The organism is Sporosarcina koreensis (assembly GCF_000826145.2).
In the GTDB taxonomy this organism is placed as follows: Bacteria; Bacillota; Bacilli; order Bacillales_A; family Planococcaceae; genus Sporosarcina; species Sporosarcina trichiuri.
In genome coordinates, this window is sequence record NZ_LN651335.1 from 103236 (window position 1) to 115977 (window position 12742).

The 12742-nt window shown below is 53.1% G+C and carries 10 protein-coding genes; all 10 read left to right on the top strand.

What is annotated here, in order from left to right; genetic code table 11:
* Nucleotides 1-166 precede the first annotated feature (166 nt).
* The 10 genes from fdrA (at nucleotide 167) to BN1190_RS02075 (ending at nucleotide 12684) form a co-directional block, all read left to right on the top strand.
* Nucleotides 167-1915, top strand: coding sequence for an acyl-CoA synthetase FdrA (fdrA, locus tag BN1190_RS02030; protein ID WP_040285367.1), 1749 nt, complete (start codon nucleotides 167-169; stop codon nucleotides 1913-1915).
* Nucleotides 1916-2016: 101 nt separating this feature from the next.
* Nucleotides 2017-3279, top strand: a complete 1263-nt coding sequence (locus tag BN1190_RS02035) for a DUF1116 domain-containing protein (RefSeq protein ID WP_040285368.1) — start codon at nucleotides 2017-2019, stop codon at nucleotides 3277-3279.
* 29 nt (nucleotides 3280-3308) lie between these two features.
* Nucleotides 3309-4211: a DUF2877 domain-containing protein gene (locus tag BN1190_RS02040; protein ID WP_052461650.1), complete on the top strand. Its 903-nt coding sequence runs from the start codon at nucleotides 3309-3311 to the stop codon at nucleotides 4209-4211.
* On the top strand, nucleotides 4196-5134 hold the full coding sequence (gene arcC, locus BN1190_RS02045) for a carbamate kinase (RefSeq protein WP_040285370.1): 939 nt from the start codon (nucleotides 4196-4198) through the stop codon (nucleotides 5132-5134). Before BN1190_RS02040 ends, arcC begins: the two co-directional genes overlap by 16 nt.
* A 119-nt stretch (nucleotides 5135-5253) precedes the next feature.
* Nucleotides 5254-7875: a sensor histidine kinase gene (locus tag BN1190_RS02050; RefSeq protein WP_040285371.1), complete on the top strand. Its 2622-nt coding sequence runs from the start codon at nucleotides 5254-5256 to the stop codon at nucleotides 7873-7875.
* Nucleotides 7876-7878: 3 nt separating this feature from the next.
* Nucleotides 7879-8595 (top strand): response regulator transcription factor, encoded by a 717-nt coding sequence (locus BN1190_RS02055; RefSeq protein ID WP_040285372.1) that lies wholly within the window; start codon nucleotides 7879-7881, stop codon nucleotides 8593-8595.
* A gap of 250 nt (nucleotides 8596-8845) precedes the next feature.
* Complete coding sequence (locus BN1190_RS02060; RefSeq protein ID WP_040285373.1) at nucleotides 8846-10105, top strand: MFS transporter; 1260 nt, start codon at nucleotides 8846-8848, stop codon at nucleotides 10103-10105.
* A gap of 115 nt (nucleotides 10106-10220) precedes the next feature.
* Nucleotides 10221-10946 (top strand): 5-oxoprolinase subunit PxpB, encoded by a 726-nt coding sequence (gene pxpB / locus BN1190_RS02065; RefSeq protein ID WP_040285374.1) that lies wholly within the window; start codon nucleotides 10221-10223, stop codon nucleotides 10944-10946.
* Nucleotides 10919-11917 carry a biotin-dependent carboxyltransferase family protein gene (locus BN1190_RS02070; RefSeq protein WP_040285375.1) on the top strand — a complete coding sequence of 333 codons (999 nt, stop codon included), beginning with the start codon at nucleotides 10919-10921 and terminating at the stop codon, nucleotides 11915-11917. The genes pxpB and BN1190_RS02070 overlap by 28 nt, the downstream gene beginning before the upstream one ends.
* Nucleotides 11918-11919: 2 nt before the next feature.
* Nucleotides 11920-12684, top strand: a complete 765-nt coding sequence (locus tag BN1190_RS02075) for a LamB/YcsF family protein (protein WP_040285376.1) — start codon at nucleotides 11920-11922, stop codon at nucleotides 12682-12684.
* Nucleotides 12685-12742: the final 58 nt, after the last annotated feature.

Genomic DNA, 12742 nt, shown 5'->3' on the forward strand with positions numbered 1-12742 from the left:
TGTAATGTTCGGCTCCCGGATTTTATTCGTCTGCAATGCTGTATGCCCTACAATGGATATGGATAAAATAAAACCAGCCTTCGTACAGTTTTGCCATGGGTTTTTAGGGAATCAAATGGTAGCGTAGGTACGCTGATTTTAAAAATTTACTACAGGGGTGATTTTTGTGCTTCATACGATTATCAAGAAGAACTCGTACCAAGACTCCATCAACCTGATGCTGCTCACGAACTCAGTGTCAACGATGGAAGGTCTCAACAAAGTGCAAATCATGATGGCGACACCGGCGAACAAGGATATCTTCAAAGATGCCGGTCTCCATACAGACGAACTCGAAGCGGCTGAATCGAACGACATGGCAATCGTCATGGATACAGAAGATGACAGCATGGTCGACAAAGTGCTCGAGAAAGTGGACCAGTACTTGAAAGACCAGTCCATCAGCAACAAGAAACAAGGATTTGAAACAGTCCGTACATGGGACAAAGCAGTCGACGCATTGCCGAATGCAAACGTTGCGATGATCTCCGTGCCCGGCCAATATGCAGCAGACGAAGCGGACAAGGCATTGGACCGCGGTCTTCACGTGTTCATGTTCAGTGATAACGTATCTGTCGAAGACGAACTGCGCCTGAAGAAGAAAGCACACGAAAAAGGATTGCTCGTCATGGGGCCTGACTGCGGTACAGGCATTCTTGACGGTGTTCCGTTTGCATTCGCGAACGTTGTCAGCAAAGGGCGTATCGGTCTTGTCGGTGCATCCGGCACAGGGATCCAGGAAGTCTCCACAATCATCGACCGCCTCGGCGAAGGCGTCAGCCACGCAATCGGTACAGGCGGCCGTGACCTGAAGGATCCGATCGGTGCAATCACGATGATGGATGGAATCCGTGCGCTTGAAAACCACAGCCAGACAGAAATCATCACAATCATCTCGAAGCCGCCTGCAGAGCACGTGCGCAACGAAGTCATGGAACTTCTGCAGAGCCTTTCGAAGCCTGTTGTCGCTGTCTTCCTCGGTGAAAAGCCGGAAGAGTATGTCGGCAATGTCTACCAGGCGTACACACTTGCTGAAACAGCGCACATCGCTGTCGACCTTGCACGCGGCAACGACGTGAAGCCGGACTATAACTCAGGCGACTTCACTGTGGAGAACAAAAACCTGAAAGAAGGCCAGAAAACACTGAAAGGCCTCTATTCAGGCGGTACGCTCGCATCCGAAGCAGCTGTCCTCATCTCGGATGCACTCGGACTCGGCACGCACATCAAGAACGAAGAAGGCTATGTGCTGAAGCATGAAGGCCACGAAATCGTCGACCTTGGAGACGATAAGTATACACAAGGAAAGCCGCACCCGATGATCGATCCGGAAACACGTTCGAAATTCATCGAAGAAGCCGGCGCTGACAAATCGACAGCAGTCATCCTGCTCGACTTCGTCCTTGGGTACGGATCTCACGACGATATGGCAAGCGCATTGCTTCCTTCCATTAAAAAGGCAGTGTCTTCCGCTAAAGAAGACGGCCGCACACTTCACGTCGTTGCAACTGTCTGCGGTACGAAGAACGATCCGCAAAGCTATGACGGTCACGTGAAAGAATTGAGAGAAGCGGGTGTCATCGTCAAGGAAACGAACAACGAAGCAGTCCGCACGGCTCTTAACATTGTCGGCCTGAGCGTGGAAGACAATGAGAAGAAACATGTCGAAGGCGGAAAGTCGGACAAGAAGTTCGATCTGTCCGTATCCGAAGAGCTGACAAACCTCGTAACAGAGCGTCCGCGTGTCATCAACGTCGGTCTGAAAGGCTTCACAGAAGCGCTGGAAGACACAGGCACACAGTTCGTCCAGTATGACTGGCGTCCGGTTGCCGGCGGCAATGCGCGCATGGCGAAGATCCTTAGCTTGCTTAAATAATTTCAGCGTGGTGAATTTGTGAGGTCCTGATCCGGTTCGGACTGGACCTCTTCCATGCAGGCGGCAGCGTCTGTAAATACGATGAATGAGGTGGAACGGTTATGAATTATAAGTCAATGGATGAAGCGAACAAAGCAGTTATTGACAAGATCACAGGATCAGCACCTTTCCTGGTGGACGTAGTTCCAGCAAAAGAGAAGATCAAAGAACTGAATGACGGAAAAGTCCTTTTGCATGCAGGCCCGCCGATCAAGTGGGACGATATGACAGGTCCGATGCAGGGATCATGTATCGGTGCATCCATCTATGAAGGATGGGCTTCTTCAGAGGAGGAAGCGGAAAAGCAGCTGGCTGCAGGTGAAGTGAAATTCATCCCTTGCCATCATGTGAATGCAGTCGGACCGATGGGTGGCATCACGTCTGCGAACATGCCGGTATTTGTCGTCGAGAACCGTACAGACGGCAACGAAGCGTACTGCATCATGAACGAAGGAATCGGGAAAGTGCTCCGTTTCGGCGCAAACTCGAAAGAAGTTATCGACCGCCTGAAGTGGATGCAGGACATCCTCGGTCCTACCATTGCAAAAGCGCTGAAACTGACGGAAGACGGATTAAACCTCAACGTCATCATTGCGAAGGCGATTACAATGGGCGATGAGTTCCACCAGCGTAACATTGCAGCGTCCCTCATCTTCCTGAAAGAGATCAGCCCGTACATCGTACAGCTCGATATGGATGAGAAAGACCGCAAAGACGTCATCCAGTTCCTCGCGGATACAGACCAGTTCTTCCTGAACATCGCGATGGCGACAGGAAAAGCGGTCATGGATGCTGCCCGTCAGATCCAGGATGGTACAGTTGTCACTGCAATGTGCCGGAACGGTAAAGACTTCGGTATCCGGATCAGCGGAATGGGTGACGAATGGTTCACAGCACCTGTCAACACGCCGCAAGGTTTGTTCTTCACAGGCTTCTCACAGGAAGATGCGAATCCGGATATCGGTGACAGTGCCATCACGGAAACATTCGGTGTCGGCGGTATGGCTATGATCGCAGCACCAGGTGTTACTCGTTTCGTCGGTGCAGGCGGATTTGACGATGCGCTTGCAACAAGCAACGAAATGACAGAAATCTGTATTTCCCAAAACAGTAACTTCACAATCCCAACGTGGGACTTCCAGGGTGCATGCCTCGGAATTGACGCTCGTAAAGTCGTTGAAACCGGCATCGAGCCGATCATCAACACAGGGATTGCAAACAAAAAAGCAGGAATGGGACAAGTCGGCGCAGGTACAGTGCGTGCACCGAAAGAATGCTTCGAAAAAGCATTGGAAGCCTACGCAGTCAAACTCGGCTTGATCTGATGGACAGACCATCCGGAATAGGACCAGTCATGAGGGCAGAGGGATACGAGCAGCACATCCCTCTGCTGCTTTCTGAACAGCCTGAAGGGTGTGTCCACAGCGTCTTTCAGAACGGGGCTAATATCCGGATGGGGGAACGGCTGTTTTTCATCGGTACGGTGAAAAACGGCCAGCTTCCATTTGGTATCCATCTGCCGCAAGGTGAATTGCAGCAGCTCTTGGAAGGAATCGAACAGGGGGACCTGGCTGTCTGGGACCAGAGAGAACAGGCAGTCCTTATCGGCAGACCTGAAAATGCCGTGTCCCTCGGGGAAGCGATACCTTACCATTGGACGCTGCCCCGTCGGGAAGTATCGGTATCCGATCTGACAGACAACTTGGCACTGCTTGCGGCTGTTCTGCTGGAGACCCCGGTGAAAACAGGATTGGACGTCGAAATCGATGAATTTCTGGCGGCCTATCTGGAAGATCGGGCACCTTCAAGCTGGACAGAAACGCAAATACGGCATCTGATAGCTGCAGTCAATTCAGCAGACGAAACAGAAGTCGAAGAATTGCTTCGGTTTTTCCTGGGACGCGGACAGGGGCTGACGCCATCCGGCGATGATCACCTCGTCGGCCTGCTCGCAATCGATACGGCAGCCGGTCTGCTGTCGGATGAATTCAGGAGCGTGCTCCGCCGCCTGGTGACCCACGGAAAGCTGACGACCGATATCGGACGGGAGTATCTGCTCTATGCGCTGGATGGTCAGTTCAGTTCGACGGTTGTCCGGCCAGTTTCGGAATTGACAAGGAAGACAGAAATTTATAAGCTGAAACCGCTGCTCACTGAATTGCTCGAGATGGGGCACAGTTCAGGGGCGGATACGGTGTTCGGCATGTTACTCGGCTTATTAGCCTTAAGGAGGAGACAGGAATGGCAGAAAAAGTAGTGATCGCACTCGGAGGGAACGCTATCCTTCAGCCTAAACAGGAAGCGACATATGAAAACCAGCGTGAGAACGTCCGCATCAGTACGGAAATCATTTCAAAGATTGTCAAGAACGGTCACACAGTCATCGTGACACACGGAAATGGACCGCAAGTCGGTAATATCCTCCGTCAGAACGAAGAGGCGAAAGACGTCGTTCCTGCATTGCCGCTGGATGTATGCAGTGCTGAATCCCAAGGGTTCATCGGCTACATGATGGAACAGACACTCAAGAACGAATTGACGAAACTCGGTGAGAACCGCCAAGTCGTCAGCATGCTGACACAGACGGAAGTCGACCGCAACGACGAAGCATTCAAGGACCCTTCGAAACCGATCGGTGTCTTCTATTCAGAAGAAGAAGCGAAACAGCTGGCGAAAGAAAAAGGCTGGGTCGTAAAAGAAGACGCAGGGCGCGGCTGGAGACGTGTGGTCGCATCACCGAATCCGAAATCCATCCTCAGCTCGGACACGATCAAGATGCTGACGGACAACGAAGTGATCGTCATCGCTTCCGGCGGCGGCGGAATTCCGGTCGTCCGTGAAGAAGACGGCAGCCTGACAGGAATCGAAGCGGTCATCGACAAAGACCGCAGTGCATTCCGTCTTGCGGAAGAAGCAAAAGCGGATGTCCTGATGATCTTGACGGACGTGGACAACGTATACGTCAATTATGGAAAACCGGACCAGAAAGCTTTGGGCTCCATCAAGCTGGATGAAGCGAAAAAGTATGCAGACGAAGGTCAATTCTCTGCAGGCAGCATGGGTCCTAAAATGGAAGCAGCTATGAAATTCGCTGAAATGGGCGGACGCGCGATCATCTGTTCACTCGGTCAAGCCGACTTGGCTGTCGAAGGAAAAGCAGGTACGCAAATCACGAAATAAGAGATTGAAAGGTATTGGCTGCCGTCACCGTACGGCGCCAATACCCTTTTGCTATTTTGCCAGGGTAATTGCGTGTTTACATAAGCGGCGGGACGTGAAGAGGAGAGGGGGGAGACCGGATGAAGAAGAGGCAGTCGCGTTCATTCAGAAAAGAACTTATTTATTCGTTTCTCACGATCGGGCTGGCATCCATCATATCGCTCGGTGTCTTCCAATATTTCCAGCTCTCTTCATTGATCCGCGACAACCAGGACAGCCAGATCAAAGTGACTGAGTTCCTGGAGGATAATATTGAAAGTTACATGGAGCAGCACGGCCGGGTCATCCAGACGATGTCCAGCGCTATCGCACCTGCCCTGGAAGAAGGGAATACGGGCAAGATTGAAGAGAATCTGAGGGATATCAAAGTGAACTATCCGGGGTTCGTCAATCTGTACGTAGGGGACAAAAACGGAAAGTCACTCGTTTTCTACCCTTCGGTCTATACGGACGGAGCGAAACGGGAGCATTTGGATTTCAGCGACAGGTCCTATTATAAGGAGCTGCTGGAAACCAATGAACAGGTCGTCTCCCACGTGTTTCACGGTCGTGGCGGAACGGACACACTGCTCGTCGCCATCGTGTCTCCGATATTCAACTCTGCAGGCAAGATGCAGGGGTATATATTGGGCGCGATCGATCTGAACGCACTGGAGAAGTATGTCTCCAACCGGATTTCCGGGGAAGCGAGCTATGCGGTGCTGCTGGATCAGGCCAACAATGTCATTGTCCATCCAGACGTTGACACCAAAACGGAAATGGTCAATTTGACGAACTCGGAAATTATCAAGAGCATCAACCGGAATGCGGACAGCCCAGTTAAGAGTCTGACCATCAAAGAAGAAGGCCATGATAAGGAATTCATCACTTATGCGAAGACGCCCGAACTCGGATGGACGGTCTGGATCGCCAATCCGTCGACCCACATTACCAAGCCGCTGCGGGAAGCGGCCGGTACGATTCTTTGGTTCATCCCACTGACGGCCCTGTTCGTCGTACTGGCGAGCCTGTTCCTGACAGCGCGGCTGGAGCGGACGATCCGCAACCTGCTGGATACGATCCGGCGTTATTCCGCAAGCTATAAGACGAACCAGCCTGTGCAGGTCGCCGAGCGGATTGAAGGACCCCAAGAGATGACCGACCTTCTGACTCATTTCAACGATATGCTGTTCGAAATCGAAGAGAACCGCGAAGAATTGATCACCCTGAACACCGAGCTGGAAGGACGCGTCCAGGAACGGACAGCCAAGCTCGAAAGCCGGAATGCGGAACTGCAGGCCGTCAGTCAGCTCATCACACCAGTCTCTTCCAAGATGGACCTGCCCCATTTCATCCAATTGTGCCTGGAGAATATCGCACCGACCGTGCCGTTCTCCCTGCACATCTGGTTCCGTGAGCTGGCGGTCACCCGTGATGAGATTTACGAAGAGATCAGTCTTCAGCAATATTTGGAAGGTTATGTACAGGGGACAAACCACCACATGGAACCGATCATCCTGGACGGCATGCCGAACGGGTACCTGATCATCGACCTGCAGGAAGGTCAGATGATCGGCCAGAAAGAGCAGTCGTTCCTGCAGACGTTTTCCCGATCGCTTGCAATCATGCTGCAGAACAAATTACTGTTCGAGCGGTACCGCAACAAGCATGCGGAACTCGACGCCGTGCTCGAGAGCATGTCGGAAGGCATCATGCTGCTGAACAATAACAGCCAAGTGGACTACGTGAACGAGTTCTTCCTGAATGTCATCGACGGGGAATGGGCAGCTGTCCCGCTGACCACTCTGGCCGATGTCTTCCGGCGCATCAATGAACTGTTTGAAATCACTGCGGATGAACTGACCGCATTCTTCGACGACCAAAACAGTGAACTGAAACTCGAGTACAAGACAAAATCCGGCAATACCGATTTCTATATGCTCCATAAGTTCTCGGTCGTTTCGGATGATAAGAAGATCGGGGAAGGGCTCCTCATCCGGGACATTACGAAAGAAGAAGAGATCGATACGTTGAAGAACAATCTGATCTCCCTGACCTCCCACGAGTTCAAGACGCCGATCACCAATATCCGCGGAAGTGTGGAAACCCTTCTGCGTGAAGACGTCGAATGGGAGCCGGACTTCCAGTATGAACTTCTTGAAGGAGTGCATGAAGATATTGAACGTATCCAGCATCTTGTCGATGACTGGATGGATATTTCGAAAATAGAATCAGGCTCCATGTATATCGAACGGAATATGATCCGTGCCGACCATGTCATCGAGAAATCGATTGAGCTTGTGCCGATCGCCTTGAAGGAAGACGCCGTTCTGGAATTCCACAACAGGGCGGAGGATTATCTGTTCTTCTACGCGGACAAAACGCGTGTCCAGCAGGTGCTTGTCAATCTGTTCACGAACGCACTGCGGTATAATGACAGTGATCATAAACGCATCGATGTCACACTTGAGAAAAAAGGCGATTATCTGACGATCGCCGTTTCCGACAACGGGATCGGCATTTCGGAAGAGCATCTTCAGAAGATCTTCAACCGCTTCTACCAGGTCGATGTCACAGCCACCCGCCGTTCTGGCGGTACAGGTCTCGGCCTGTCGATCTGTGAAGGGATCATGGAGGCGCATGAAGGGAAGATCGAAGTGGAGAGTACACCGGGCGAAGGCAGTACGTTTATGCTTTACTTTCCGTTAAGAGAGGGGGCGTAAGGGATGAAACAGAAAATATGCGTAGTGGATGATGAGGCGAAGATCCTGCGGTTCATCTCTGCGAACTTGCGGTCGGTCGGCTATGACGTCGTCACCGCTGATTCAGGGGAGGAACTTCTGGAAAAGTACGATCTGATTTCGCCGGACCTGATTCTTTTGGATATCATGATGCCGGGGAAGGATGGCTTCTACGTCCTCGAAGAGCTGCGCAAGTTTTCCCATACCCCGATCATCATGCTGACGGCGCGCAGCAATCCGAAAGATAAGGTGAACGGCCTGAATCTCGGGGCGGATGATTACCTGACGAAACCGTTCTCGCTGGATGAGCTGTTCGCCCGCGTGAATGCTGTCCTGCGAAGGAGCCAGCCGGCACTGTCAGACGGTTCAGCCGGTGCATCGTCCGTCATCGAAACAGGTTCACTCCAAGTGGATGTGGGAAGCAAGCGGATCTGGATCGACGAAGAAGAGCTGAAACTGACCCAGACAGAGTTCTCCCTGCTTGAGATCCTGGCATTGAATCTGGATAAGGTCGTCCAGCATGAGACGCTTCTGTCCGAAGTGTGGGGACCTCAGTACCGAGACGACGTAGAGTACCTTCGTGTCGGCATCGCACGGATCCGGCGGAAGATCAAAGAACGGCTCAAGCAGCCGGAGGAGTATATCATCACGTATCCCGGGCTCGGCTACATGCTGAAGAGTGTCTCGCCCTCCCAAAACTGACAGCCGGACAATCCGCGGTATATAATTTGTCCGTACTATACATGAATGCTCAGTCAGCGGGAAGGATAACAGCAGGTATCGGCACAGTCCTGGCAGATCAGACAAATTTGTTCACGAAATTTAATGTTTTGGCAAGGTTGCCTGAATCGATTTTATTCGTCTGCAATGCAAACTGCCGTATGATACCAATGTAAGGTAAATGATCATTTTACTGAAGGTACACAATAGAAAAAAAGAGGAGGAACTCTCGATGGCTAAGCAAGTACACGAAACCGGCGAGAAAAAAGAACTGATTCCCTATTGGATGAAAGCCGTTTTCGTATTCTTCTTGGGATGGGTTGCGATATACGGAACCCGTGCTATTTTGAACCCTGTCATGGATAACATTCAGGAAGAGTTCAGTCTGTCTGCCGGACAACTCGGAATGATCAGCTCTATATTCTTCATCGGTTATGCAGGTCTTAACATCCCATCCGGTATTTTAGGTGACAAAATCGGTAAAAAGAAAGTATTGGTCCCAGGAATTATCCTTTTCGGTCTCTTTGCAGCAATCGCCGGAACAATGCCGAACTTTGTGCTGTTCGTCTTAATGTGGCTGATGGTTGGTGTGTTCCAAGGATTCTACTATGGTCCTCAGTACGGACTGTCTTCTGAAGCGATTCCGCCGAAGCACCTGACAGTCGGTTCTGCAATCATCAACAGCGGTATGGCCTTCGGTCTTTCTGCAGGTTACTTCCTTTCAAGTTATACGCTTGAAGCAGGTATGAGCTGGAGAGCACCATTCTACATCGTAGCAATCCCGGTTGTTATTATCGGTCTGCTGATGTGGTGGCTCGTAAAAGAGAACCCGTATGGAAAAGAGAAAAAAGCAGTTCTCGACAAGCAGGACAAGCTCAAGATGAGCACCTTGTTCAAGAACCGCAACTTGGTCATGTCATATATCACGATTTTCTGTGCAATCTACGGTTTCTTCGTAGTTGTGACATGGATGCCGTACTACTTGCAGCACGCCCGCGGAATCGAAGGAAGCGCAGTTGCGACAGTTTCTTCACTCGTCCCTTGGGCTGCCATCCCGGGCTCGATCTTCTTCAGCTGGGTCGCTGACCGTCTCGGAAAGCGCCGTCCCGTCTTGCTCGTCATGCTGCCGTTGTCCCTGATCGCTCTTGTATCGATCGTGGCATTCGATAACATGTACGTTCTGTATGCGGCATTGATCGGGTATGGGATCTTCGGTAAGATCAGTACGAACCCAGTACTCGTTGCAGTCGTTGCGGATAACGCTCCGAAAAATGCATACTCGACATCATTCGGTGTCTATAACTTCATCGGAATGTGCGGATCCATCCTGGCTCCTTACATCACCGGGTTCCTGACAGATATTACAGGAAGCCTGGACATGGGCTTCTACTTTGCAGCATTCCTTCTGGTCATCGGAACGATTTCCGCTTCCCTGATCAGAGAAGACAACCGTCCGAACGTCGAAGGCGAGAACGCTGTCGCCGGAGGCTGATCCAAGTGAACCGTCCCTTTCAAAGGGGCGGTTTTTCCATATCATGAAAGGGCCGCCCGTTCTCTTGAGGGGCGGCTTTTTGTATACTTGAGGAAAGAAACTGAGGAGGTGCCCGATGGAATGTACAATCCACCCGCTCGGCGACCAGGCTGTGATCTGCAGGCTGGGGGATGCCGATGCGGACGACACCGAATTGAAGATACGCAGCGTGACCGCGGCGCTTACCGACCGGCCGCCTGTATGGCTGACGGAGTACGTCTCTTCCTACACGTCAGTCACAGTCTACTACGATATCCGGAATTGCCCGGCCGGCAAATCTCCTTACGATCATGTCAGCCAGCAGCTGGCGACACTCATCGGGTCACTTGACCCTGCAACGCAGATACCGCGCAGGACGGTCAGGCTGCCTGTGCTGTATGGCGGCATGGAAGGCCCGGACCTCCTGTATGTTGCGTCTATCGCCGGTATGACTCCAGACGAGGTCGTCCGGCAGCATGCAGCCGGACGCTATATTGTCCGGATGATCGGATTTTCACCAGGGTTTCCATTCCTGTCAGGGCTTCCTGCCGCGCTGTCCATGCCGAGGAAGCAAACACCCCGTCTCAGTATTCCGGAACGCTCTGTAGGCATTGCCGGCAGGCAGACAGGTGTCTATCCGATCAGTACACCGGGCGGCTGGCAGCTGATCGGCAGGACACCGGTCGACCTGTTCATGCCGGACCGGGAGCCGCCCAGTTTGCTGGAGCCGGGAGATCTGCTGGAATTCTGCCCGATCACACAGCAGCAGTATGATGAAATAAGGGAGGAAACATCATGCTTGAACTACTCCGGGCCGGACTGATGGACACGGTGCAGGATGCCGGACGGACCGGCTGGCAGCAGTACGGTATCACGCCTGGCGGCACGATGGACCGGCTTTCGATGCGCACTGCCAATCTTCTGGTCGGCAACAGCGGGAGTGAAGCGGTTCTTGAGATGACGCTGACCGGGCCGGTTATCTATTTCCGGCAGGCGACTCTGATTGCGCTGTGCGGGGGGGAATTTCATCCAGAGATCGATGGGGCGCCTGTGCCTCTCTGGCGGCCTGTCTATGCCAGGGAGGGGAGTATACTGACCACCGGGTCGGCGGCACAGGGCAGCCGACTTGTGATGGCCCTGCCCGGCGGCATCGATGTCCCCGAAGTGCTCGGCAGCCGGTCTACGTTCCTGCGAGCAGGAATCGGCGGAATGGAGGGACGGGCACTACGGAAAGGGGATGTACTAATGCCAGGCCGGATAACCGTTCCTCGGCCGCAGCAGAAAAATAGCTTCGCGCAGCCATTCCGGACAGCCAGCTGGTCGGTATCCGGCTGGCTGCGTCCTGTACTTGGTCCGGAGATCACCATCCGCTGGCTCCGCGGCAGGCACTACCAGCTGTTCGGCAGCAGCAGCCTGAATAACTTCCGCCGGACAGCCTATACGGCAGGCTCACAGTCGGACCGGATGGGATACCGGCTGCAGGGGGCTGCGCTGCAGCTGAAGAAGTCACAGGAACTGACATCGGAATCGGTGACGTTCGGTACCGTCCAAGTGCCGCCGGACGGGCAGCCGATCATTCTGATGGCGGATCGGCAGACAACGGGCGGCTACCCGGAAATCGCGCAGATCATTACGGCGGATCTGCCATCGCTTGCACAAGCGCGGCCGGGGACCCGCATCCGGTTTGAGGAAGTCTCCCTTGCAGAGGCGCACCGTCTGCTGCAGAAACAGGAGCAGGCGCTGGCTGAGTTTCAGACAGCCGTCCGCCTGAAACTCCAGGAAGGGATTGAATAACAGTGAAAATCGATTTGAACTGCGATCTCGGTGAAGGTTTCGGTGCCTATTCAATAGGAAGAGACGCGGAAATGATGAACTACATAACATCTGCCAACATTGCCTGCGGCTTCCATGCAGGGGATCCCTCTGTGATGCGGAAGGCCGTGGAGCTTGCCCAAACGCATGGAACGGCAGTCGGTGCCCATCCCGGATTTCCGGATCTCCAGGGCTTCGGCAGACGGAACATGTCCTGCACGGAACAGGAAATCTATGACTTCATGGTGTACCAGATCGGTGCGCTGCAAGGGTTCCTGCAGGCTGCAGGGCTGCCTCTCCATCATGTCAAACCGCACGGAGCCCTGTATAACATGGCTGCAGGGGACCGCCAGTTGGCGGAAGCGGTCTGCCGGGCGGTGGCAGACACTGCCCCGCGTGCAGTGCTGTACGGTCTGGCGGAGAGCGAACTGATCCGGGCAGGACAGGACGCCGGACTGCAGACGGCGAGTGAAGTGTTCGCCGACAGGACCTATGAAGCGGATCTCACCCTGACACCGAGGAGCCGGCCCGGTGCTGTCATCCTGGATTACGGCGTCCTGCTGGAACAGGCGCTCCTCCTGGTGAAAGAGGGGAAGGTGCGGACGGCTGCCGGCAGTATTGCTTCCGTTCGGGCAGACACGATCTGCCTGCATGGCGATAATGAGCTTGCGCTGGAATTCGCAAGACGGCTGTCGGAAGACCTTCCAAAATACGGCATTACGATTCAGCAGTTCCAAGCAGGCCGATGAGCGGTTTCTGTAACGAGTAAGTGAAAGAAGGGAAATCATTTGGTATAGTGGTGGCATG

Excerpts from the sequence above, each read along its gene's own strand:
- BN1190_RS02060 (WP_040285373.1), top strand. The coding sequence starts at position 8,846 with ATGGCTAAGCAAGTACACGAAACCGGCGAGAAAAAAGAACTGATTCCC.
- BN1190_RS02055 (WP_040285372.1), top strand. The coding sequence starts at position 7,879 with ATGAAACAGAAAATATGCGTAGTGGATGATGAGGCGAAGATCCTGCGG.
- arcC (WP_040285370.1), top strand. The coding sequence starts at position 4,196 with ATGGCAGAAAAAGTAGTGATCGCACTCGGAGGGAACGCTATCCTTCAG.
- BN1190_RS02035 (WP_040285368.1), top strand. The coding sequence starts at position 2,017 with ATGAATTATAAGTCAATGGATGAAGCGAACAAAGCAGTTATTGACAAG.
- BN1190_RS02050 (WP_040285371.1), top strand. The coding sequence starts at position 5,254 with ATGAAGAAGAGGCAGTCGCGTTCATTCAGAAAAGAACTTATTTATTCG.
- BN1190_RS02040 (WP_052461650.1), top strand. The coding sequence starts at position 3,309 with ATGAGGGCAGAGGGATACGAGCAGCACATCCCTCTGCTGCTTTCTGAA.
- BN1190_RS02070 (WP_040285375.1), top strand. The coding sequence starts at position 10,919 with ATGCTTGAACTACTCCGGGCCGGACTGATGGACACGGTGCAGGATGCC.
- pxpB (WP_040285374.1), top strand. The coding sequence starts at position 10,221 with ATGGAATGTACAATCCACCCGCTCGGCGACCAGGCTGTGATCTGCAGG.